The following is a 24,040-nucleotide window of genomic DNA, read 5'->3' as shown; positions in this document are numbered from 1 at the left end:
CACGTGGTATACCATTAGTTTCTGATATTGTCACTATTTTCTCTCGGCAATGACATTATACCAAAAACAAAAACTACAATGCCACTAACTTTACTGTGTCCATTTTCCTATCTGTTAGAAAGCCTTTGGTTATGGACTGTATCTTTTTGGAATCTCCATCTAGAAAAAACATTTCCATACATCTGTCCCCGTCTATCTTGTTATGTAAGTGAGTCCTAATCAAATCCTCATAATCATGTTTTATTCTTGCAACTTGGTCGTCGTATTCATCTGCATGAACCACAATAAGTACTGCATTTTGTTTTCCTTTTAGATCACTCTTTTGTTTTTCTTCCTGCACAAAGGTTCTGATTCCTGCACGTATGATTTCTGATCTTCCTGTGAATCCCATTGATCCTTGCAGTTTGTCAAGCTCTTTTAGTATCTCATCATTTAGAGAAATTGAAACGATGGGCATTGTTTTTGTGATTATTAATTATTATTTAAATCTAGTATCAATTTTTAATAATTTTCAGTAATATCCAGCCTGTCCAATTATTAACAATAAAAAAACTCATGAGATTTTTTATTAAGTTTATATTTTAATGTTAATAATAATAATCTGTAGGAGAAAGATTCGACATGAATAAGAATTCGTCTATTGCTGTGATTGGAGGTGGAATTGTTGTAGTTATAGTGATTGCAGCTGTAGCATCCATGTTGTTTGGAACATCAAATGATCAAGAAGTTGTGAAAAGTTTGGTTGATGACACAAATGAAAATAAGGCTACTATACTTGATAATGATAAACCAAGAGTGTTGGCATCGTTTTATCCATACTATGAATTTACAAGAAATGTGGCAGGGCATTCTGCAATAGTGGAACAATATTTGCCATCTGGAATTGAGGCTCATGATTGGGAACCAAGAGCTCAGGAGATTCAATCATTGAAGGATTCAGATGTTTTTGTATACAATGGATTGGGTATGGAACCCTATGTTGAAACCATAATTAATTCTGGAGAATTTGACAATGTTTTGTTTGTAAGTGTTTCAGATGGCATTGATTTAAAAAAATTTGACGAAGAACATAATGAACATGGACATGCAGAAGAATTTGTCGAAGCAATAGAAGAAACCATAGAAGAATTTGAATATGGTCATATGAGTGAATCTCAGACCCTTGAACAGATAGAAGAGGTTCTACATGAACATGAAGGAGATGGACATGATCATGGTAATGAAACAATGAAAAGTATTGAAGCCGTATTACACAAAATAGATGAGGGACATACAACTCTTGAAGATGGAATTGAAGAGATACACCGTCTTATTTTAGAGATTGAAGAAAGTGATCATGATGTGACAGAAGGGGAGTATGATGGACACGGACATGATCATGATTTTGAGTTTGATCCTCACATTTGGCTAGACCCCATATTGGTAAAAGAACAAATAAACAACATTCGAGATGGATTGATTCAAGCAGATCCTCAAAACAAAGAACATTATGAAGAAAACGCCATGAAGTACAATGAGAAACTTGATGCGCTAGATGTCAAAATTAAGTCATCTTTGTCTTCGTGTAACAAGGATACTTTTGTGCCCTTTCACAATGCGTTTACGTATCTTGGAGATAGGTATGGTCTTGAAATAATGTCCCTTAGCGGCGTGGCTCCTGATTCTGAGGCTTCTGCAGCAGAAATTGCAGCCTTTGTCGATTTTGTAAAAGACAATGACATCAAAGTAATCTTCGCAGAAGATCTAGTGGATCCAAGACTTGCACAAGTCATTGCAGATGAAACAGGAGCAGAAGTTTTACTGTTTAGTCCAATTGAGGCATTAACAAAAGACGAGGTGGGACAAAACATAACTTACATAGAAAAGATGGAGCAAAACTTAGATGCTCTGAAGGTGGCCCTTGAATGTCAATGACTAGTGTGCTTGAGGTAGAGGATCTTAGTATTGGTTACAATAACCACTTGGCAGTAGACAAAATTAGTTTTGATGTTCATGAAGGTGATTTGTTAGGAATAGTTGGACCCAATGGTGCAGGCAAGACAACCTTGTTTAGAGCAATTTTGGGACTGCAGCAATATTCTGGCAAAATCAAATTGTTTGGATTTGAAGGCTCAAAATATCGTTCATTGTTACCTCTTATTGGATATGTTCCACAAAAGGTAGCATTTGAACCAAACTTCCCTGCAACAGTATATGATATTGTTTCAATGGGGATAGTATCGGAGAAAAAGTTGGTCAAAGGTGCTAAACTAATTCAGAAATGTGGGTGCTGTTGGAACCGAATCTACAAGAAAATTGGAAACAATAATGATAAAATAACTGAAGCACTAAAGACTGTGGGTTTAGAATCGCTGAGAAACAGAAGAATCGGCGAGCTTTCAGGAGGGGAATTGCAACGTGTCTTCATTGCAAAGTCTCTTGTAAAGGATCCATTGCTGCTAATACTTGATGAACCGGTAACTAGCGTGGATGTGGAATCTCAAACCAAATTCTATAATGTAATAAAAAAAATTAATGAGGAAAACAACATTACAATTGTCTGGTCATCTCATGACCTTGATGCAATATCAAAATATGCAAACAGGGTTGCATGCATGAACAAAAAACTATTCTTCCATGGAGAAAAAGAAAAATTCTTCTCCGATAAGGAACTTCTCAAAACATATACTGAATCATCCATGCAGATGCACATGCATCATCATGATATGCATTAATAATTTGGGAAACAGAAAAAATGGTTCTTGAAGCACTATCTTATGGTTTTGTACAAAAGGCGTTAATCGCAGGAATTGCAGTTGCCTTAATTTGCTCCTTTATGGGTACCTTTCTTGTCTTAAGACGCTATTCTTTGTTTGGTGATGGAATAGCTCATGTTGCTTTTGGTGGAGTCTCTGTAGGTTTGTTTTTGGGAGTGTTTCCTTTGTGGACTGCATTTATCGTATCTATTTTCGGTGGATTGGGTTTGCAAAAGCTCAGACAGAGTACCAAGATATCTGGAGATGCCGCAGTTGCAGTAGTGCTAGTTTCAGGACTGGCCATAGGTGTAATTTTGGTAAGCTCTTCTGGAGGATTTTCAGTTGATCTGTTTAGCTTTTTGTTTGGAAGTATTTTGCTTATCAGCAATGAAGACACTGTGATGATTCTTGGAATTAGTGCTGGAATCATTGCTACCCTAGTGGTTATGCAAAAACAATTTCTTCATTTGACCTTTAATGAGGAGCAGGCTAAAATTGCAGGACTGCCAGTTACCGTGTTAAATTATGCATTTGTTATACTTGCATCTGTAACAGTTGTTACATCTATGAGGCTTGTTGGAATTCTTTTGATATCTGCACTCATAGTCATACCAAACATTTCTGCAATGATGTTTGGCAAAGGTTTCAAAAAAACTGTCATTACATCCATGTCAATTTCTGTAATATCTGTGGTAAGTGGAATCCTATTGTCTTATTACTACAATGTTGCACCTTCTGGAACGATAGTTATGATTGCAGTTGCAATTCTCATTGGCGTGCTTGCTGCAAGATCTGCGGGACTAATATCAAAGGTGGACATAAAAAAACAGCCTGAAATAACACATAATAGCTAAATAATCGTCTTTACATTTTATTTCAAGATTGTATTACTTTGTAGGTCTGATTTGCCATTTTCATCAGTAATCCTGCAAACAGTTCTGGAGATTCTAGAACTGTTTAATGATGACAAATCCTCATTTGGCGATTGAATGTTCAAATCATGCCTGCAAAAAGCTAGAAAGATAAATTAAAAATCTAATCAAATCACACCATAACAATGAGCTCTACAAACAAAAAACCTAGCAAAAAGGAAGAAAGGCTAGAATCAATAAAAAAAGTCAGAGTTCATGAAAACTCAAAATTTACATCCCGAATGGAAGATTATTTGGAGGTGATCTCTGAACTAATTGAATTAAAGGGCTATGCCATCCCTATGGATATCTCAAATTACATGAATGTAAGTCCTCCAAGTGTTACCAAGATGCTGCGCAGATTAGACGAGTCAAAGTATATCGAGTACACAAAATACCATGGACTGAGTCTTACTGCCCAAGGAAAAAATATTGCAAATGAAATAAGAAAAAAGCACACTGATCTCTTAGAATTCTTTGAGATGCTTGGAATCGACAACTCGACAGCAAATCGTGATGTTGAGGGAATAGAACATCACTTAAACCCAAAAACCACAAAACAGCTAAAAAAATTCATCTTATTTCTAAAATCAAAACCTGGCCTTGTCTCAGAGTTTCAAAAATCAAGCCTCTAGCTCAAATGAATAATATCTGTCTCTTCTTTGTGATTTTGCGTAAGGCTAATAAATTTAGCCTAGGCTAAATTTAAATAAGCCAAGTACGATGTCCTTATGAAGGATATGGAAAAATCCATTCTGATTGCAGGTATTGTAATTGTGGCAATTATTGCTGGAATTTCCTCAGCTGGTTTGATTCAAAATGGTAATGATACAAATGAAATGGATGTGGCAAATGTAGAGAATCCTACAGATGTTTCTAAGAAAGTCGTGGTTACTACCACAACTAATGTGATAACAGATCTTGTAGAACACATTGGAGGTGACAATGTGGAGGTAACTGGATTGATGGGTCCTGGAGTCGATCCTCACCTGTATCGTCCTAGTGCAAGTGATGTGAAAAAACTACAGGATGCTGATATTGTATTTTACAATGGCCTTGATTTGGAAGGCAAGATGGGAGATGTCTTTGTCAAAATAGGACGAGAAGGAACTGCAGTGTGGGCAGTCTCTGAAAATATTCCTGAGGGCTCCTTACTTAGCTTGGATACTGCTGGTCATTTTGATCCTCATATTTGGTGGGATGCAGAGCTGTGGATGGATGCAGCCAAGGTTGTGGCAACAGGATTGAAACAATACGATCCTGAAAATTCCCAAACATATGATACGAATCTTGAAAAATTTCTAATTCAATTACAAAATCTTGATGAGTATACTCTAGAGAAGATGGATTTGATTCCAGGAGAACAACGAGTTCTTGTTACTGCTCATGATGCATTTCAGTACTTTGGTCATGCATATGGTCTAGAAGAAATGGCAATACAAGGTTGGAGTACTGACAGTGAAGCAGGAATAAGGGAGATTCAGAATTTAGCTGATGAAATAACTGAGCGAAAAATAAAAGCTATATTTGTTGAGACATCAATTTCTCCTGCGACCATAGAGGCCCTCAAAGCAGCAGTTCAAGACAAAGGACATGATGTCGTAATTGGTGGTGAATTGTTTTCAGATGCAATAGGTGAAAAAGAAACTCATGAGGGAACATACATTGGCGCATTTACCCATAACGTAGATACAATTGCAGAGGCATTAAAATGATGGAGCAAAAGTCTGAAAAAAGAAATTTGTCTGAAGACGACAAAATAAGCCCAATTCGGATACGAAATCTCTCAGTTACATATCGCACAGAGCCTGCACTTTGGAATGTTGATGTTGATTTTCCAGAAGGAAAAATGATTGCAATTGTAGGCCCAAACGGAGCGGGAAAATCTACTTTGATCAAGGCGATAATGGGGTTGGTTCCTATTACTGCAGGAAAGGTAAGCGTATACGACAAGTCCTACTCAAAGCAGAGAAGTAAGGTTGCCTATGTTCCACAGAGGGGCTCTGTTGACTGGGATTTTCCAACCGATGCTCTAGATGTTGTGGAAATGGGCCTGTATGGAAAACTTGGATGGTTGCGTCGCCCTAATTCTCAAACAAGACAAAAGGCAAGAGAATGCCTGGCACAGGTAGGATTGGAAGATTATGCAGACAGACAGATTGGGCAGTTGTCAGGGGGTCAGCAGCAAAGGGTATTTGTTGCACGAGCATTGGCACAGGATCCTCAGATCTATCTTATGGATGAGCCATTAAATGGAGTTGATGCTGTCACAGAGGATACGATACTTTCAATTCTTGAGAATCTCAAAAAAGAAGGAAAAACAATCGTAATGGTTCACCATGATCTTCAAACCGTGGACAAGTATTTTGACTGGGTTGTGATGCTAAATCGAAGTTTGGTTGCTACAGGTCCAATAAAGCAAGTGTTTACCAAGGACAATCTGGATAGGACATACCAAGAAAGCCCTCGGATGTCTATCTGACAACAAACAGAACTGATGTCAAAATGGTTCTTGAAGAATTCTTTTCTATCTTCTTTGGAATTTTCACTGATTACACACTACGCCATGTGGCACTTGGCTCTGCTATCTTGGGAATAACCAGTGGTGCACTAGGATGCTTTACTGTTTTGAGAAAACAGAGCTTGTTTGGGGATGCCTTATCTCATGCTGCTTTACCTGGAATTGGAATTGCATATCTTTTTGCTGGAACAAAAGATTCTTTGTTGTTAATGTTGGGCGCTGCAGTATTTGCGTGGTTTGGTGGGATTGTGACATTGGCAATTACAAGCACAACAAGAATAAAACAAGATGCTGCACTTGGGATAACTCTTTCAGTGTTTTTTGGATTGGGGGTTGTTCTTCTTACCTATTTGCAAAGTACTGGTGGGGCAAGTCAAGGTGGGTTGGACCGATTCCTCTTCGGGCAGGCAGCTGCCTTGATAGAGTCTGATGTGATAAACCTTGGAATTTTAGCTGCTGGGTGTTTTGTAGTTCTGATAGTATTTTTCAAGGAATTCAAAATTGCAACATTTGATAGTGCATTTGGTCAGAGTTTGGGCTTTCCAACCAAATATCTTGGCGCACTATTGACATCTGTAATAGTTGTGGCAGTTGTCATTGGATTGCATACTGTTGGTGTGGTCCTAATGGTTGCAATGCTAATAGCTCCTGCAGCTGCAGCTAGGCAATGGGTTTCAAGTCTTAAGGGGATGCTGATTCTATCTGCAATATTTGGCGGTACAAGTGGAATTATTGGCTCTATGATAAGCAGCACAACAGAGGGCATGTCAACAGGACCTGTTATTGTCATTACCATTACTGCCATATTGGGCATTTCTTTGCTATTTTCTCCTAAACAGGGATATCTCTTTCAGCATTTTCAAAAAAAGCGACAACACCAAAACAAGTCTGAGAAAATCAGTACCCCCTCAGACAAACAAGATTTGAGGAGTTGAGAAGATATGTCAAGTGATCTGATCATTATTGGTACTGCGATATTGGTTGCAGCAAACTGTGCATCATTAGGTGCATTTTTGGTGTTAAGACAGATGGCAATGATGTCTGATGCAATAAGTCATGCCGTGTTGCTGGGAATAGTTATTGCAGTTTTTGCAGTTGGAGGACGAGAGCCTATTCCTGTAATTATAGGTGGAGTGTTGTCTGGCATTCTTACTGTGTCCCTCGTTGAATTGCTATATCGTACAGGCAGACTAAAGAAGGACAGCTCAATTGGAATAGTCTTTCCATTCCTTTTTGCTATTGGCGTGATAATGGTTACACAAGGCGGCAATGTCCACATTGACTCACAACATGTCTTGTATGGTTCAATTGAGTTTGTGCCGTTTGATACGTTGTATATTGATGAGGTCAACATTGGTTCAAAATCCCTTTGGGTTCTCGGGATATTGGCAATTGCAAATGTTTCTTTTATTGCAATTTTATACAAAGAATTAAAGCTTAGCACCTTTGATGCATCGCTTGCATTAGGTGTTGGATTGATGCCAATATTGATTCATTACTTGCTAATGATAATGGTGGCGACAACAGCTGTAGTTGCCTTTGAATCTGTTGGCGCTATCTTGGTCATTGCATTTTTCATAGTTCCAGCAGCTGGTGCCTATTTGATTACTGATAGACTGTCTAGGATGATCCCGTTGTCAGTTGCTTTGGGAATTGCCAGTGCTGTTGCCGGCTATCTATTTGCAATTTTAGCTGATGTATCAATAGCAGGCTCGATGGCAACAATGGCGGGAGTTATTTTTGGTTTGATCTGGGTATTTGCACCAAACAGAGGACTGATAAGCAGATGGCGACGCATATCCAAACAACGATTTGAAATAGATGTTGGTATCATGTTGACTCATCTGGATGAGGAAATCAAATTAGGTCATAAGGTGAGTTCTTCAAAAATGGCTGATGCTTTGGATTGGACAACCCAATATACAAAAAAGATTTGTGAATTCTCTATAGAGAAAAAATTTGTAAAAAAAGACAAGCAAGAAAGTTTACTTCTGACTGAAAGTGGACAAAAAAAAGTAAAACAATATGCGATTCGCTGATTTATTTCAGATATGCATCCTGATGTAGAAAAACCAATTAATTTCTGTCTCAAATGTATTGGTTTCTGACTTGATGCGAAGATCCTGTACTAATTTGAGAGATAAGATGGTAATTTCAAGTTATTAGATTCTCTATGTTTGTTTTAGTTGTATATTCCAAAAAGTATTATCTTTTTTTGGTCATTTTGGATTATTCCAAAATGAGGTATTGCCTCTCCTGTTCCATAATATCCAGATGGTCCTCCAAGACCTAGTCTTACAAGATAACTGGTCTCTGGTTCTATTGGGATCTCTTTTCTCTCAATAGTATAATCTCCTAATTTCTCAGTTTGAACCTTGGTTTCTGAGAGTATGTCCTGTACTTTGTCATTGTTGTATGAAAGTGCAGTCTCCATGTGCTGGTGTCCGCACAGAATTATTGGATTTTTGGTTTTTGTTTTTGTCTCAGAGAATGCAGATGTTGCACTATAGTGATATCCATAATGGCTGAAAAATTCTTCCTCATCTGACAATCTCTGCCATGTTTTTTGGTAAAGCCATTCATTTTGAGGGTTTTCTGGAAGAATTTTTTTTGGATCCAATGGGCCTCCATGAACACAAACCAATCCATATTTTTTGTCTATTTCTTCTTGATTGCCAAATGTCCCATCTTTGTTCTTTGTAAAAAACTCTAATTCTTTTTCTTGCAGTGCACGATGCATAGCTATGCTTTCAAATGAGCTTCCGTCCAGATTCTTCCCGTGAACAATTGACTCATCATGGTTTCCCATAACTGAGATCATTTTGTAGTTTTCTGACAGTTCTTTCATTTTTTCTAGGACCTCTTTTGGACTGGTGCCTCTTTCTAACAAATCCCCTAGATTGATGACTCGGAAAACTCTCCGTATTTTTTTGTGAATTGAGAAGATGTGGTAAGGTTGATGATGGTGTCTAATGCCGAAATATCTGCATGAATATCAGAGAAAACTAGATCCAATTATGCTTCTACCTGCTATCTTTTCAAATTTTAATATTTGTTCAAATTTTTCTATATCGGATAACCGTCTACGATTACAAAGGCAAACTGTAACTTCTCAAAAAGTATTTTCTATTATTTTATTGATATTTTTTTAAAGATTTCTTTGGAATGTAATGACTCTGTCTTGTGATTTATCATGGGTTTAGGATAGTCAAATTTATTCTTTGGATGATTGATGTTTGATTTCTGAATCTCTTTACAAGAAGTCTCTTCAAGTTCGGGGATCCATTTTTTTATGTAAATGCAATCCGGATCAAATTTTTCTTGTTGCAACCATGGATTGAATATCCTAAACCATGGTTGTGCATCACAACCAGTAGATGCTGCCCATTGCCAATTTCCAACATTTATGCTAGGATCATAATCAATTAATTTTGATGCAAAGTACCGTTCTCCCAACCTCCAATCAATATGCAAGTCTTTTGTCAAAAAAGATGCTACAATCATGCGTAATCTATTGTGCATAAAACCTGTCCTGTTCAATTCTCTCATCCCTGCATCTACAATTGGGAATCCTGTTTTGCCTTGACACCATTTTGAAAAGGCATCTTTGTTCTTACTCCAAGGGATTTTTCGATATTTCTGATTAAATTCTTGCGAAAAACTGTATTGAAAATGATGCATTATGTAAGTAAAAAAATCTCTCCAATGGATTTGCGCAATTAGGGTGTGCGTTGGTCCTAAATCTTGTAAAATCTTGTGATAAATTTCTCGAATGGAGCATGTTCCAAACTTATTGTGAGCCGATAGCATAGAGGTACCTTTTATTGAAGGATAGTTTCTGTCATTGTCATAATTTTTTAGATTATGCAGATTGTCCAACAAAGACATGCATGAATCTCTTCCTCCTCTGAAAAGTAGATTTGGGGATGATTTTCCAAAATATGTTTTAAGCTTGTCTGCAGGAATTTCTGATTTTATTTTTTGATTTGAGAGATTGGGGAATTGAAAATTTTGCGGGTTCCTAACAGGTAATTCCTTTGCTTTTGAGAAAAACGATGTAAAAATTTTGTATGGCTCTCCTTTTATCGTCTTTATCTCATCTACATCATGTAAGAGCAGGTCATTTGTTGAGATGAAATCAACTTTGTATTCTTTGCAAACCTTTTTGATTCTGTTATCGCGTTTTTTACTAAAAGGTGAATAATCAGTATTCACAAAAACTGCATTGATTTTCAAAGATCCAATCAAGTTTGTAATGATTTTTTCTGGATATCCTGAAAAAATATGAAGAGATGATTTTCTATTTTCTAATTGTTTATGAAGGTCCTTGATACAATCATGTAAAAACTGTAGTCGAAAACTTGGAATTTCTAAATTTTGGTTTTTTAATATCCTAGGATCCAAAACAAAACAAGGAATGCTCTGAACTGATCTTCTGCAGGATTCTATCAATCCTGTATTGTCTGTTATTCTGAGATCCCTTCTGAATAGAAATAATGATTTTTGATATTCTTTCATTTTTATTGCCTTGGATTAATTTTTTATCTCAAATTACTTTTGTCCTTCTTTGATAATATGCTGAATTGCTAAAACAAATGATTCATCGTCAATTAGTCCTTCTGTCCACCATCTTGCATTATTCTCGGCCCATTGAGGGATCTCAAAGGATGTTTCGGAATCTTGTTTAGTCTCAGGAATGTCTATGATCCCTATTTTTATCAAATAATGTATCCCTGCAACAAATGATTCATCATCTATTGTGTTCTCAGACCATTCTTTTGTTGTGTCATGAATCCATTGGGGTATTTCACTTTGAGCATCTGTTGATTTCTCTGTTGATTTGTTTGTATTGCTTTTTGATTTTTCATTCTCGTGCAGTTCGCATTTTTCTCCCTTTTTGATTACTTCTGTTCCGCAAATTTCGTAGGGACTTGACCAGTGCCATGACGCAAATACAGAAGATGGAGTAAACAAAAATGAAAAAACCACTATGATAAATAACTCGTTCCTCACAAATTGTGATTGTAATTATATTATATTAAAAAACAAAAAAAATCTTCATAGTGGTAATTTGAAATCTCTTTGTTTGTAATTTAATAGTAAAAATGCTTACTAATGTTGATGGATGACGGTCAATTTCTGGTTCCATTGTTAATTGCATCAGCAGTTGGAATTTTTGTTGGAACCCGTATTTGGATATTATTTCGAAAATAATATTGTGCTAGTTTATCGACTGTATGCCTCTATTTGGCTATCTTGGGAATTAACTGAAAATTTAAACTCCGTTTTAGGGTTGGGATTTGTTTCATTTGAAAAAGTTCTATATAGATTAGGCATAAATGAATCACTCATGACATGTGATCAATTTTTACCATTCAAGGCTGAATCTAAAACTAGCATGTTGAATGTTCTCACAGGTGATGTATTGGAGTGGTTGAATTAAGATGAACTTTGGAAAAAATATGCAATTTAGGATAAAATCCACAATTGATAAATACAGAGATTATGCCAAACTAAACCGCAATCTAGTTGTATCAATTGCTTCGGCAATGGTACTCTCTGCACTCTTTTCACAATCACTCAAGGGGCAAACAGAGTACCTCAATGCCACACTTACCATCATTGTAAGTTATGCCATATACTACGCGGTATTTGGGATTCTCTATTACTTAGACAACAAGGAAAAATACATCACAGAGACAGGCGCTGTAGATAAAAAGAAGATACGAAAAGATTTTTTCAAGATTGTGACTTCTGTAGGTGTAGCTGAAATTATTTATTTTTCATCTCGATGGCTTTTGCATTATCAGTTTCTGAGCATGGGACAAGAGCCCTTTTTGGCATCCATAACCTCTCATGTGATTGCAGCCACTTTGTTTGTTTTAGCCGTAAACATTGGAGTTTACTTTACTAAATTGTATAAAAAAAACATTGACGATAACAAGTAATAGAAAATAAACTCAAATTTTAAACATAAAATTAAAAATAAAATATCTGATTAATTTTCTGATTTATTTATTCTAACTTTATTGAAAAAGCCAGCAATTTGCCTTTTCCCTTGGTGAGAAATCTTGCAACCTTTGAGAAAAATCCGTACTTCTTGTCTCTTAGTTTGACAATTTCGGCAGTCTCCTCTGCACCAAGAATCTTTGCTGTTCCTTTGACCCACTTTCCTGTAATTTCTCCTTTTATCTTGCATGAGGCAATCTTTACTTTTTGATTATTTTTGAGACGCTTTACTTTTCCTGTTTGGTCTCGCGTGACAACACAAACAAGATTGTCTTTGATTACGAACCAAACTGGTGTTCTTACTGCATCATTGTTTTTCTTGTATGTTTCAACTGAGATGTATTTTTGTGGCTCTAGTTGATCTAAAATTGACATTGTAACCTGATATGTGTTGTGATTTATTATATAACTAGTATTTGGGCATGATTCCTAACTTTGTTCTTGCCGATAAGATGACTACTGCGAATACTGAAACCATTAACACCAATGTTGCTATTGCTCCGAATTCAGGAACTACTACTCCTTCCTTAATTTCAACTTCTATGGAGTTTTGATATTCAGATGCTCTTCCTTGATTTGCAGTGATTGTGTACATTCCATCTTCTTTCCACATTGCTCCTCCTACCTTGATTTCTACGTCAAAGTTTCCTGTTGGTCCTGGGGTTACTTGTGCTACTGTGACTACGTTTCCAGTTGGTGAGCTGACAACTAGTGTCACATCTGTGCCTCTGGAGTTGGTGTTTCCTGTTATGTTGATTGTATCCGATCCTTCAATTGCATCGGCTGTCATGGTGATGCCTGTTTGAACTATGCTTGACCTTTCTTGTTCTTGTGCTGCTATTCCTGATGAGGGTTGGCCCATTCCTGGTGCTACTTGAACACTATTTCTTGGGATCTCTTGGCCTATTACTGTAAATTGCGTCATGGCAGTCATTTTTGTATCTTCATGGCTTACAGTTATGGTGTAAGTTCCAGCCATAAAACTAGGAAGTGTTGGCTGTAAAACTCTCTTGAATTCTCCATTATCGCCGATTGGAACAAATGGCTTGTACACAATGGCTCCATCAGGTGCCATTACAGATAATCTGACAGGTTTGTATTCAGAAACTCCTGTAATCTTTCCTACAATCATTACAGAGTCCAATGCCTTTATCTCATTTTGATTTGTACTAACTTCTAGCGTTTGATCTGCAAATGCCGTTGTTGTTGCAAATGATAAAACGATCAAAACTGCAATTAGCTTAGTTAACATCCTTAATTCCTAAGTATTGATTCTATATTAAGTATTTTTTTAATTCAAAGACCATCTTTTCTGCTTTGGTTTTATCATTTCCTTGCTCTGCTGAATTATCTTTTTGACCTGTCTGAACCTAAAACTGGCAATATGCAGTAGGGCAACCGATCTGAAAAATTGAACAGCAACAGTGGCAATCACATTCCCTCTTTTGTGGTTACATTCTAGGCAAGTCGTATTTTTTACTCCTTGGTCTTGATCGCAGTCTTGTTTTGCAACATGGGCATATGTATTCTTCTGTAAAGAAAAATAATGCGCAAAGCGAACACCATTTCTGACCAATTTTATATCTTAGATTGTTTGTGAAACTAGTTGATTTTAGTCGACTACACAAACCACGGCACATCTGAACCATTAGGCAAAGTTAGTCAAAAAATCTATTTAAGAAAATTTCCAAATTTTTTCCTAATTTGAAAATTCTATTATTGCATCAATTTCAGTCATTGAGTCCAGTGGTAGACTTGCTACTCCTACTGCCACCCTTGCATGTTTTCCCTTTTCTCCGAATACTTCAAAGAACAGATTTGATGCTGGATTGATGATTTTTGGTTGTTGTGCAAAGTCTGGCACAGAATTCACAAATCCTGAAACCTTTACAATCTGCGTGACTTTGTCCAAGCTGCCAATCTCTCTTTTTATCTGAGCCAAGATGTTGATTGCACACATTTTGGCTGATTTCAAGGCAGTATCGATATTGTCATTAGATACCTTGCCTTTGTAGACTACTTTTCCATCTTCCATTGGAATTTGGCCTGATATGAAAAGTAAGTTTCCGGTCCTTATTGCAGGAACATACGAGCCTGCAGGAGTTGGTGGGTTTGGAAGTTTTATTCCTAGTTGTTCTAGTTTTTCTTCTATCACAGGTTTTCTGTATTTTTTGGTTGATTTTAGTTTTATCAATCCTTCTTTTTTGGATGATGAAGAAACTGACACAAATGATAATGACTCTAAATCAATTTACAATTACTAGATCTGTTACTTTCCTACAACATTATGATTAGATTTAATTCTTGATTCTGTCATTTTTTCCTATGGGGAAATCAAATTAAAATCTGGTAACATCTGTTATGTCGTAGTTGATGGATATCATGGAAATGATGGTTATATTGATGGAACCATCAGAATATTTTCAACCAGACAAAAGGCTGAAGATTTTATACAAAAATACCAGGAGATAATGAAAAAGGGGAAACGCCCTGGAGATAAATTCTCAGATTATTATGACGCCCAAACAATTGTGGAAATTGAGGTAGAGTAGTAATTCTCACTACGAACAATGAATTGCTATTCAAGATGCAGTATCATCTTGAATAGCAATTCATTGGATTATTTGATTTGTTTTCTAATTGCTTCATTCACAACACTGGAGAAGCTTATTGATTTTGCAGATTCTTTGATCTGTCTTGCTTGCCTTTCATGCAGTTTTTTTATGATATCTTCATCCATTACAATGGTGACTCTTCTTGCCATGTGATTAAATTAATGATTTCATACTTTTATACTTGTTTCTTGATTCCTTCTCTTAATCAGTTGATGCGTGATTTTTAAAAAAATATTTTCTTTAGATACGTTTGGTACTGTCTTGTTAAGTTCTATTTTTTGAAAAACTACTAAACCAATCATACGATATTGTTGACTAAATACATAGTTTAGAGAAAAAATACAAAATTACAGTTCTCAGGGTTGGTGCTAGTTGTTGCGAATATGAAAACTAGTTCTTGCTTATCTTGATGTGAACTTTTTCGCCCTTGCCTGAATTGTTTTGGTAGACTGTTCTTGTTTTGTATCCTTGTTTTTGAAGACAACCATCCAGTACTGAAACCCATGGAAGTGAATGCCCGCTGTTTAGCTTTGATTCTACTGTGATGTTTTTCGTGTTTGCCTCAAAGTTGGCATGACCTGAACAGGTAATTTGCATCACTGCATCGATAATCTCTATAATGTCGTCGATTGATTTTGTTTTCAATGAAATTCCGTTTTTTTCTAATAGCTTGAACATGTCTGCTCCTGTGAATTTTTTTGAAACCATTACCGAGTTTAGCATGTGTGGCAGTCCTGTCTCATTTACTGTTTTGATTATTTTGTAAATTTCTTGAGCTTCTACCTTTGTCATGTCTGCAAGTGCCTTTGTCTTTATTGCATTTTTCCATACCTGTGAAAATATTTTCTCTTGATTTGCGCCCAAAATGTCAGTTGATGAAAAGATTGCCCCCTTGCCATTTTCGTTGTTTATGAGAAGCAGCTCTGTGTCATCAAAGATAAAGCAGTTCTGAGTGATTTCTGAGGATCTTATCTCTACTCCATCTGGAATCTTCCTGTAAATTTCAGAGCAAATATGTCCTGATCCTACAAGTAGTTTCACATCTAGATTTCGTCTAACCACTGACACCAGTTGATTCTTGCATTCTCCGAGCAATCCAAATCCCCATTGGTCTGTCATAATTTTCAATGATGACTTGGAGCCTTCAATCATCGTCTGCAGCTGTGTTAGCACGTTGTTTGCACTGATGTGAAAATACCTCTTCTCTTCTGATCCTCTGGTCTTTCTGCTTTCCTCGCTTGCTTTTTTAAGATTTGATACTAGGGTATTCATTGCATTTACCTTGTTTATCTGCTCATGAATTATCCCGTCAAATGCATCCTCAGGTGCAACGGCTGTACACATTATTGGTTTGCTTTTAGAAATTATTACCAGCTTTTTGTTTTCTAACTTTAGCAGTGTTGGGTAAATCTTTGTTCTTGGTATTTCTGAATAATATGCAAGCTCACCTGCAGATATCGTTCCCTTTGAAATGAGTGCCACATATGCCTGTGCTTCATATTTGCTTAACCCAAATTCCTCTAAACTTACTGTCAATGAGTGTTCGTTTACCATGAACTTACTTGATTTGTTATTAGGTAAAATTGAGAGCTAAATTCCTTTACACAAGTACTCAAAAAAAATCAAAATTGTATCTGCCAGTCGGTGTCACTGTGGTTACTAAATTAGCCGTTACATTGCCCTCAAATACAAAATTCCAATTTACAAATAGAACATGTTAGTTACAAAATATGAGCACAAACCCGAATTTACTGAGACCATCTCGGGCTCTGTTTCTCTGAGCCCAAGACTGGAGTATTCTGCTAATATGCTAGATGAGGCAGTTACAATAATTCAAACTGATCTGGCTAAAATCCATGACGTTAATAGGGAAGAAATTGATGACTTGGGTCCTGATAATCCTCGCACTGCTTTGTTGCTTGAGATCGAACAAAAGGTCTCTTTTTCCTTGCTTGTGGTCCTTGAGGTGCAAAAAAAAATTCACAACATACACAACGTCCACAGCATTATTGAGATTCTACCATCTACAATCCCTGTAATTCGAACAATTAGCGCCAAACTATTTGATATTCTTCCTGCCTGCAGCGCCAAACTTTCTGAAATATCAGTCCAACTAGGTAGCATTGTGCTTGATTCTGCAATTCTCACCAAGGCTAGCTTTGACTTTTGTCATTCTAGCAACGAGTGGTCATCTTTATTTGATGAAGCAAAATTGATTGCAGACTCTAAATTATACAAGCAGTATCCTAATGTTGATTTTCTTAAAGGGAGATTTGCATGACCTTGCTTTCACCTAAGAGAAATTTCTCAATGGATATCGATTTTATCAGCACGATTTCCTCAAAACTTGACAAAAAACTGTCCCAAGCAAAATGTCCTAGTGAGGTAAATTTAGACAAGCTTTCGGCAGAAGAACTGCAAGATTTAGATAAGATTGTAGGAATTGCCGATTTTTTACTTCATAAGCATTCAGAAAACAAGGAGATGCAATCTATCTTGAAATATTTTGTCTCTGTGATTTCTGACACTGCAACCTCTCTGAATGGTTTAGACGATGAGGTATCTGAATTAATTCTGTCTGCTGAGGACTCTATCAATAAGGTAAAGGAAATGCATACTAATATCTCAGATAGATCTGATTTTAAAAAAAACTTTAATGATGGACCAGAATATACTGCTGCAGAGACTGGTGCAATTAATTTAACCAAATCTGTTATAGAGATTAACACTACAGGATACCAACAAAATTCTCAAGGGGATATTGCGTAGGTAATTAAAATGAGTATGGCCCCCCAAGAATTAGAGAACACTGCAAGCAAATATGCTTCTGAAGCTATCAAGTTTGACTCCCAAGGAGCTCGTGGAATGGCAATCACCCACTATCAGCATGCAATAGATTCCCTGGTAAAATTACTCCAACTCTATCCAAATAGCAAACTAAATCCAATTTACAAAGAAAGATGCAACTCTTATCATAATCGAATTAACGCTTTGCAACAGGCACACGGAGTAGAACCTGCAGTTGACCCCAAAGCTTCTGAAGCGGAACAAAAGGCCTCTGTAAAACGCCAAGAAAACGAAAATGACTTTGAAGAACTGGTAATGAAGGAAAAACCTGATGTTACCTGGGAGCAAGTAATAGGCTTAGAAGATGCAAAAAGTGCACTACGAGAATCCATTGTTTATCCTACAAAGCGACCTGATTTGTTCCCTCTTGGTTGGCCAAAAGGCATGTTACTTTATGGTCCTCCTGGAACCGGAAAAACAATGCTTGCAGCAGCCACTGCAAACGAAATGGATGGTTATTTCATTAATGTAGATGCATCTTCCATGATGAGCAAATGGCTAGGTGAGGCAGAAAAAAATGTCTCCAAACTCTTTGACATGGCAAGACAATATGCAGAAAAGGAAGGCAAACCAGTAATTTTGTTTGTAGATGAAGTAGATTCTTTGTTGGGTTCCCGAAACAGTGAGGTCGGAGGAGAAGTAAGAACAAAGAATCAATTTCTCACTGAGATGGACGGTGTCAACGGTAAAGGAAAGGACTTGATGCTTTATGTTATTGGTGCAACAAACAAGCCATGGAGCCTTGATTGGCCGTTTCTTAGAAGATTCCAAAAGAGAATCTATGTTTCATTGCCAACACAAGAGGCAAGAGAAAATCTCTTTGAGCAGTATACTGCACCACTGAGAAAAGACTACAAGGTAAACCCAACTGAATTGGCAAAATTATTTGATGGTTATAGTGCAAGTGACATCAAGGATATCTGTCAAGCAGCACAGATCAAAACAGTACATGAGATCTTCAATTCACCTGATTATCACGAACCAGTTGAAGGTGAAGAACCAATCCAACCACGCGATCTAACAACTGCAGACTTTAAAGAGATAATGGCAAGAAGAAAACCTAGTGTTTCACTTGAGATGATTCGTGCATATCACAAATGGAGTGAAGAGTTTCAAGCTCTCTGAGTTTTCATTTGATGCGATCACAAAATTATTCTCTTTACTGCGCACAAAACTTAAATTCACAATAACGCGGACTCAACGAGGGTCACAATTACTACAAAGAAATCAAGCCACGCAAGAAAGCAAGGAAAGCTAGTTTTTGATGATGGTACTGTTTTAGATGGAGAAGGCTTTGGTTATTCTACCACTGTTTTTGGTGAAATTGTCTTTAACACTGGTATGGTGGGATATACTGAAACACTTACTGATCCGTCCTATAGTGGCCAGATACTTACGCTAACTTATCCATTGGTTGGAAATTACGGAGTTCCAGATCCTTCAATTAAAGATGATGATAATATCCCAAAATTCTTTGAATCTGACAGAATCCAGGCACGAGGATTGGTTGTACATGAACTGTCTCTTACTGCCAGTCATTGGAACTTGTCTATGACTTTAGATGAATGGCTATACAATGAAAAAATACCTGGAATCTCAGGCATTGATACTCGTGAATTGACAAAAAAATTACGAACAAGTGGTGTGATGATGGCAGCTCTTGTCGTATCTGATTCTGAAATTGATGTAGAGGCAGTAAAAGAGCAGCTTGCAAATGCGCCTCACTATAATTCTGAGCAATTCATGGATGTGGTATCTACAAAACAAGAACAGGTTTACGGCCAAGATGAAAAATCTGTGGTAGTAATTGACACTGGCACAAAAAACGCTATTCTAAGAAATATTCGTGATATTGGATACAAGGTGATTCGGGTTCCATGGAATACTCCATATGAAAAAGTAATGTCGTTTGATCCAAAAGGTGTCGTGATAAGTAATGGTCCAGGTGATCCAAAGAATTGTCCTGAAACAGTAGACACTGCAAAAAAACTAATTGCAAACAATGTTCCTACTTTGGGAATTTGCCTTGGTGCTCAAATAATTGGAATTGCAGGAAACACTTCCACATACAAGTTAAAGTACGGACATCGAGGACAAAACAAACCTTGTGTTAATTTAGATAATAATCAAGTTTATGTTACAAGTCAGAATCATGGATATGGAATAAGTCCAGAATCCCTTGAAAAATCTGAGTTTAATTTATGGTTTACAAATGCAGACGACAAAACAGTCGAAGGTATAAAACACAAAAAACAAAACTGTGTCGCAGTACAGTTTCATCCTGAAGCTGCACCTGGCCCTTATGATTGCAAGTTCGTCTTTGAAGAGCTAAAGCACCTTATGGAGGAAGGAACATCTGCCAAAGAATGAGTCGTTAAACAAAATTCTTGTGTTGGGTAGTGGGGCAATAAAAATCGGAGAAGCCGGCGAGAGTCGCTAAAAACGACCGTCAATTTGACTACTCCGGAAGCCAATGCCTCAAAGCAATACGGGAAGATGGCATCAAAAGTGTCCTGATTAATCCTAACATCGCTACCATTCAAACTGATACTAGGTTTGCAGATCAGGTCTACTTACTTCCAGTAAACTCACAGTACGTAGAATCTATTGTTGAAAAGGAAAGACCAGATGGAATTATGCTGGCATATGGTGGACAGACTGCTCTTAATTGTGGTGTAAAGCTAGAGGAATCTGGTGTTCTCAAAAAATATGGAGTTAAGGTACTTGGCACACAAATTCCAGGAATTCAAAGAACAGAAGATCGACAACTGTTCAAGGATTCTATGAAAGAGTGCGATGTTCCTGTACTGAGAAGCAAGACTGTAACTAATTTTGATGATGCAAAAAAAATTGCAGAAGAATTATCTTATCCTGTAATTATTAGAGTTGCGTATACTCTTGGAGGTCGAGGTGGAGGTATAGCTCACAATGAAATCGAACTTCATGAAATTGTTGAGAGGGGAATTAATGCTAGTCTGGTAGGTCAAGTATTAGTTGAAGAATACATTGGACACTGGAAGCAGATTGAATACGAGGTAATGCAGGATTATGGAGGAAACAACGTCATTGTGTGCAACATGGAGAATGTATTATCTATGAAAGCTCATACTGGTGACAATATCGTAGTTGCCCCATCACAGACAATTGATAATCACGAGTATCACATGTTGCGTTCTGCTGCATTACGAGCTACAAAACATGTGGGAATAGTTGGCGAATGTAATATTCAATATGCACTTGCACCTGATTCAGATAGATATGTTGCAATAGAGATTAATCCACGACTTTCACGTTCATCTGCTCTTGCAAGCAAAGCAACTGGTTATCCTCTAGCATACATGTCTGCAAAGATCGGTTTGGGTTATGATTTATCTGAGCTTGTAAATCGAATTACAAAAAGTACTACTGCATGCTTTGAGCCTTCCTTAGACTACATTGTATGCAAACATCCTAGATGGGACTTTGGTAAATTTGAACTTGCGAATAGACGACTTGGACCTACCATGAAATCAGTTGGTGAAGTGATGGCAGTGGGTAGAACCTTTGAGGAGTCTCTTCAAAAAGCAATCAGGATGTTGGATATTGGAAATGATGGATTAGTTCTAAATCGTGCAACTGGTAAGAGTTACACTGAGGAGGAAATAGAGTTTGAACTTTCTCATCATGATGATCAAATTTTGTATAACGTTGCAATTGCCCTGAAGATGGGCATTTCAGTTGATAGAATCTATAAACTTTCTTCCATTGATCCTTGGTTTATAGAAAAAATAAAAAACATTGTAAACCTTGAATCTCAACTAAAAGACTCAGAACTTGATATAGGCCTTTTGTGGCAAGCAAAGAAGCTGGGATTTGCAGACAAACAGATTGCACGTGTCAAAGAGACGACTCCCGATGAAGTTAGAACTTTGAGAAAAAAATTAGGTGTGTTGCCATCAGTAAAACAAATTGATACATTAGCAGCTGAATGGCCTGCAGTTACAAATTATCTTTACCTTACATATGGGGGTGACTCAAATGACGTTTCAATTCCAGAAGATGAAAAAGGAATTGTTGTGTTGGGAGCAGGCCCTTACAGAATAGGAAGCAGTGTGGAGTTTGATTGGGGAACTGTAAACATGGTCTGGGGACTCCAAGAAAACGGTGAAAAGACTGTCTCTGTTGTAAACTGCAACCCTGAAACTGTATCAACTGATTATGATATTTGTACTCGATTATATTTTGAGGAATTAACTCAAGAAAGAATTCTGGACATTACTGATTTTGAAAATCCAAAGGGACTCATTACTTGTGTAGGTGGACAAACTGCAAACAACCTGACTCTTGGCCTTTCGCAACACGGGATAAACATTATGGGAACAAACGCACTGTACGTTGACCGAGCAGAGGATCGTTCAAAGTTTAGTGCAGAGCTAGACAAACTGCACATAAAGCAACCACGTTGGCAAGCTTTCTCAAATCTTAATGAGGCAAAATCATTTGCACAGGAAGTGGGCTTTCCTGTTATTGTGAGGCCTTCTTATGTTCTGTCTGGTGCAGCGATGAAGGTTGTATGGTCCCAAGAAGAACTCAAAACATATGTAAAAGAAGCAACTGATGTATCCCCTGATCATCCTGTAGTTATCTCAAAGTTCATGCTAAACTCCCTTGAGGTCGACGTTGATGGAATTAGTAATGGCAATCAAGTGGTGATAGGGGCCATTGTAGAGCATATTGATAGTGCTGGGGTTCACTCTGGTGATGCAATGATGTGCATTCCGCCATGGAGGCTCAGCAATAAAATAATTGAGACCATAAATGATTATACCAAAAAAATTGCTCTTACCTTCAAAGTCAAAGGTCCATTTAATCTCCAATTTCTTGTACATGATGATGAGGTGTATGTTATTGAATTGAATATTCGAGCCTCACGCTCAATGCCGTTTGTCTCAAAACTTGTCCAAACTAATCTCATATCTTTGGCCTCAAAGGCAATACTGGATAAACCTCTTCCCAAAATTCCTGAAAACAAATGGCAAAAAATATCCAATTATGGAATCAAAGTTCCGCAATTCTCATTTATGCAGCTAGATGGTGCCGACATTGCCCTGGGAGTTGAAATGCAATCTACTGGAGAGGCTGCATGCTTTGGAGATAGTTTCTATGATGCATTATCAAAGGGACTGACTTCGGTTGGTTACAATCTTCCTGATAAAGGAACAGCACTTGTAACTGTTGGCGGCGCTCAGAACAAGGAAAAACTTGTTGCATCCATTGCACTCTTAAAACAACTGGGATTCAAGATTCTTGCAACTGAACATACTGCTGAATTCTTTAAGGAACAAATTGGTGAAGTTGAAATTGTTCACAAGATATCCGAACCTGAGAGAAAGCCAAACATTGCAGATCTTTTGTATGATAGAAAAATTGATTTTATTATCAACATTCCAAGTACCTCTACTTTGGAAAAATACGTCGGCATGTTAGATGATGAATACCAAATTAGAAGAAAATCCATTGAGCTTGGAATTCCCGTGTTGACTACGATTGAGCTTGCAGACTCTTTTGTAAAGACATTAGAGTGGCGTAAAACAAATCAAACTACAAGGAATCCTATTTTACCATATGACAAATACGATTAATCATATCACTTGATTAATCATCGATTCATTTCCTATTATGACTCCGTCCAATGTTACGATTCTTGCAGCTAGTGTAGTTTTGATTCTGTCTACTATTGGAGATGTTGATTTTTTGCTTCTTCTCTTGGTTGTAGCGTAAAAATACTTGTTAAATGACGGAATTATTGTAATCTCTAATTCTCCTGTTTTATTTGGAAATATTTTTTCCTTCTCTGTTTTAATTGATATCCATACTCTTTGACCGTTTAGAATTGAATCTTCTTGAAAAAATACTGGATGAAGGTGTCCCATTACTATTCTACTTACGTGTGAAAAATTCTCAGATGGCATTGTATGCCCATGAGTCAACAGTATGTCTTCTTCTACCATTCCTGTGGAGCTAATCAGAGACACATTGTCTGGAACTAGCTTGTGAATATTTGCATCGTGGTTTCCTGGAACCAGTACGACTTCGCATTTTTTTGTGATCTCTTTGAAAAAAAATGGAACCTCATCCCATTCGATTTTTGAGATATTTTTGATACTTGATTTTACGTCTCCTAGTAAAACTATTGAATCTGGTTTCTCATCGTCTACTATTTGTGTAATTTCTTGAATAGTTTCTTGAGTCGAAGAGTTTTTCCCAATGAAGATCTTGTTTGTAGCCATGCTGCTTTCAAAACCTATGTGGATATCTGATACGACAAGGCTCTTTTTCTTGCCTTCTAAAACCAATGCTGGTTTTGATGGGATGATTCTTGTTTGTATCATCAAGGTTATACTGTAGACATGTGATTAAATT

Annotated in this window: 24 protein-coding genes; 14 read left to right on the top strand and 10 right to left on the bottom strand. The window is 37.1% G+C overall.

The window, feature by feature from the left end; translation table 11 throughout:
• Positions 1-73 precede the first annotated feature (73 nt).
• Complete coding sequence (locus tag ACOQN3_RS06925; RefSeq protein ID WP_420545750.1) at positions 74-457, bottom strand: CopG family ribbon-helix-helix protein; 384 nt, start codon at positions 455-457, stop codon at positions 74-76.
• Positions 458-621: 164 nt separating this feature from the next.
• On the opposite strand from ACOQN3_RS06925, the gene ACOQN3_RS06920 reads away from it, so the two are divergent.
• The 8 genes from ACOQN3_RS06920 to ACOQN3_RS06885 all read left to right on the top strand — a co-directional run bounded on the left by ACOQN3_RS06920 (position 622) and on the right by ACOQN3_RS06885 (position 8,206).
• Entirely contained in the window at positions 622-1,914 is a 1,293-nt protein-coding gene (locus tag ACOQN3_RS06920; RefSeq protein ID WP_420545749.1) for a metal ABC transporter solute-binding protein, Zn/Mn family, read from the top strand.
• Positions 1,911-2,714, top strand: coding sequence for a metal ABC transporter ATP-binding protein (locus ACOQN3_RS06915; protein ID WP_420545748.1), 804 nt, complete (start codon positions 1,911-1,913; stop codon positions 2,712-2,714). Before ACOQN3_RS06920 ends, ACOQN3_RS06915 begins: the two co-directional genes overlap by 4 nt.
• 20 nt (positions 2,715-2,734) lie before the next feature.
• Positions 2,735-3,589 carry a metal ABC transporter permease gene (locus ACOQN3_RS06910; protein ID WP_420545747.1) on the top strand — a complete coding sequence of 285 codons (855 nt, stop codon included), beginning with the start codon at positions 2,735-2,737 and terminating at the stop codon, positions 3,587-3,589.
• A gap of 203 nt (positions 3,590-3,792) precedes the next feature.
• Complete coding sequence (locus ACOQN3_RS06905) at positions 3,793-4,281, top strand: metal-dependent transcriptional regulator (RefSeq protein ID WP_420545746.1); 489 nt, start codon at positions 3,793-3,795, stop codon at positions 4,279-4,281.
• 96 nt (positions 4,282-4,377) lie between these two features.
• Complete coding sequence (locus ACOQN3_RS06900; RefSeq protein WP_420545745.1) at positions 4,378-5,361, top strand: metal ABC transporter solute-binding protein, Zn/Mn family; 984 nt, start codon at positions 4,378-4,380, stop codon at positions 5,359-5,361.
• Entirely contained in the window at positions 5,358-6,128 is a 771-nt protein-coding gene (locus tag ACOQN3_RS06895) for a metal ABC transporter ATP-binding protein (RefSeq protein WP_420545744.1), read from the top strand. Before ACOQN3_RS06900 ends, ACOQN3_RS06895 begins: the two co-directional genes overlap by 4 nt.
• Before the next feature lie 23 nt (positions 6,129-6,151).
• The gene (locus tag ACOQN3_RS06890) at positions 6,152-7,102 is read left to right on the top strand and encodes a metal ABC transporter permease (protein ID WP_420545743.1); all 951 of its coding nucleotides are present in this window, start codon (positions 6,152-6,154) and stop codon (positions 7,100-7,102) included.
• A 6-nt stretch (positions 7,103-7,108) separates the two neighbouring features.
• Positions 7,109-8,206, top strand: a complete 1,098-nt coding sequence (locus ACOQN3_RS06885) for a metal ABC transporter permease (RefSeq protein ID WP_420545742.1) — start codon at positions 7,109-7,111, stop codon at positions 8,204-8,206.
• Between the two features lie 143 nt (positions 8,207-8,349).
• Here ACOQN3_RS06885 and ACOQN3_RS06880 read toward each other — a convergent pair whose 3' ends face one another.
• The 3 genes from ACOQN3_RS06880 to ACOQN3_RS06870 form a co-directional block, all read right to left on the bottom strand.
• On the bottom strand, positions 8,350-9,057 hold the full coding sequence (locus ACOQN3_RS06880) for a metallophosphoesterase (RefSeq protein WP_420545741.1): 708 nt from the start codon (positions 9,055-9,057) through the stop codon (positions 8,350-8,352).
• Positions 9,058-9,296: 239 nt separating this feature from the next.
• Positions 9,297-10,685: a cryptochrome/photolyase family protein gene (locus ACOQN3_RS06875; protein WP_420545740.1), complete on the bottom strand. Its 1,389-nt coding sequence runs from the start codon at positions 10,683-10,685 to the stop codon at positions 9,297-9,299.
• 33 nt (positions 10,686-10,718) lie between these two features.
• Complete coding sequence (locus ACOQN3_RS06870; RefSeq protein ID WP_420545739.1) at positions 10,719-11,180, bottom strand: hypothetical protein; 462 nt, start codon at positions 11,178-11,180, stop codon at positions 10,719-10,721.
• A gap of 431 nt (positions 11,181-11,611) precedes the next feature.
• On the opposite strand from ACOQN3_RS06870, the gene ACOQN3_RS06865 reads away from it, so the two are divergent.
• Positions 11,612-12,115, top strand: coding sequence for a hypothetical protein (locus ACOQN3_RS06865; protein ID WP_420545738.1), 504 nt, complete (start codon positions 11,612-11,614; stop codon positions 12,113-12,115).
• Positions 12,116-12,182: 67 nt separating this feature from the next.
• Here the strand turns inward: ACOQN3_RS06865 and ACOQN3_RS06860 are convergent, their stop codons facing one another.
• From ACOQN3_RS06860 to ACOQN3_RS06840, 5 genes are all read right to left on the bottom strand, one after another.
• Entirely contained in the window at positions 12,183-12,551 is a 369-nt protein-coding gene (locus ACOQN3_RS06860; protein ID WP_420545737.1) for a PPOX class F420-dependent oxidoreductase, read from the bottom strand.
• Positions 12,552-12,585: 34 nt separating this feature from the next.
• On the bottom strand, positions 12,586-13,428 hold the full coding sequence (locus ACOQN3_RS06855) for a PEFG-CTERM sorting domain-containing protein (protein ID WP_420545736.1): 843 nt from the start codon (positions 13,426-13,428) through the stop codon (positions 12,586-12,588).
• 447 nt (positions 13,429-13,875) lie between these two features.
• Entirely contained in the window at positions 13,876-14,331 is a 456-nt protein-coding gene (locus ACOQN3_RS06850; protein WP_420546610.1) for a RidA family protein, read from the bottom strand.
• A 465-nt stretch (positions 14,332-14,796) separates the two neighbouring features.
• Positions 14,797-14,940, bottom strand: a complete 144-nt coding sequence (locus ACOQN3_RS06845) for a hypothetical protein (RefSeq protein ID WP_420545735.1) — start codon at positions 14,938-14,940, stop codon at positions 14,797-14,799.
• Positions 14,941-15,181: 241 nt separating this feature from the next.
• On the bottom strand, positions 15,182-16,345 hold the full coding sequence (locus tag ACOQN3_RS06840) for a TrmB family transcriptional regulator (protein WP_420545734.1): 1,164 nt from the start codon (positions 16,343-16,345) through the stop codon (positions 15,182-15,184).
• Positions 16,346-16,505: 160 nt separating this feature from the next.
• On the opposite strand from ACOQN3_RS06840, the gene ACOQN3_RS06835 reads away from it, so the two are divergent.
• The 5 genes from ACOQN3_RS06835 to carB all read left to right on the top strand — a co-directional run bounded on the left by ACOQN3_RS06835 (position 16,506) and on the right by carB (position 23,259).
• A complete protein-coding gene (locus ACOQN3_RS06835) occupies positions 16,506-17,072 on the top strand; it encodes a hypothetical protein (RefSeq protein WP_420545733.1) in 567 nt (188 codons plus the stop codon).
• Positions 17,069-17,560: a hypothetical protein gene (locus ACOQN3_RS06830; RefSeq protein ID WP_420545732.1), complete on the top strand. Its 492-nt coding sequence runs from the start codon at positions 17,069-17,071 to the stop codon at positions 17,558-17,560. Before ACOQN3_RS06835 ends, ACOQN3_RS06830 begins: the two co-directional genes overlap by 4 nt.
• A gap of 9 nt (positions 17,561-17,569) precedes the next feature.
• A complete protein-coding gene (locus ACOQN3_RS06825) occupies positions 17,570-18,763 on the top strand; it encodes an AAA family ATPase (RefSeq protein ID WP_420545731.1) in 1,194 nt (397 codons plus the stop codon).
• 87 nt (positions 18,764-18,850) lie between these two features.
• Positions 18,851-20,008 carry a glutamine-hydrolyzing carbamoyl-phosphate synthase small subunit gene (gene carA, locus ACOQN3_RS06820; protein ID WP_420546609.1) on the top strand — a complete coding sequence of 386 codons (1,158 nt, stop codon included), beginning with the start codon at positions 18,851-18,853 and terminating at the stop codon, positions 20,006-20,008.
• A gap of 116 nt (positions 20,009-20,124) precedes the next feature.
• Complete coding sequence (carB, locus tag ACOQN3_RS06815) at positions 20,125-23,259, top strand: carbamoyl-phosphate synthase (glutamine-hydrolyzing) large subunit (RefSeq protein ID WP_420546608.1); 3,135 nt, start codon at positions 20,125-20,127, stop codon at positions 23,257-23,259.
• On the opposite strand, the gene ACOQN3_RS06810 is transcribed toward carB, so the two are convergent.
• Positions 23,260-24,009 carry a metallophosphoesterase gene (locus tag ACOQN3_RS06810; protein ID WP_420545730.1) on the bottom strand — a complete coding sequence of 250 codons (750 nt, stop codon included), beginning with the start codon at positions 24,007-24,009 and terminating at the stop codon, positions 23,260-23,262.
• Positions 24,010-24,040 lie beyond the last annotated feature (31 nt).

Source organism: Candidatus Nitrosopumilus sp. (genome assembly GCF_965223225.1).
Classification (GTDB): Archaea; Thermoproteota; Nitrososphaeria; order Nitrososphaerales; family Nitrosopumilaceae; genus Nitrosopumilus.
The sequence above is the reverse complement of the archived record's forward strand: the minus strand, read 5'-3'. Positions and strand labels throughout refer to the sequence as shown.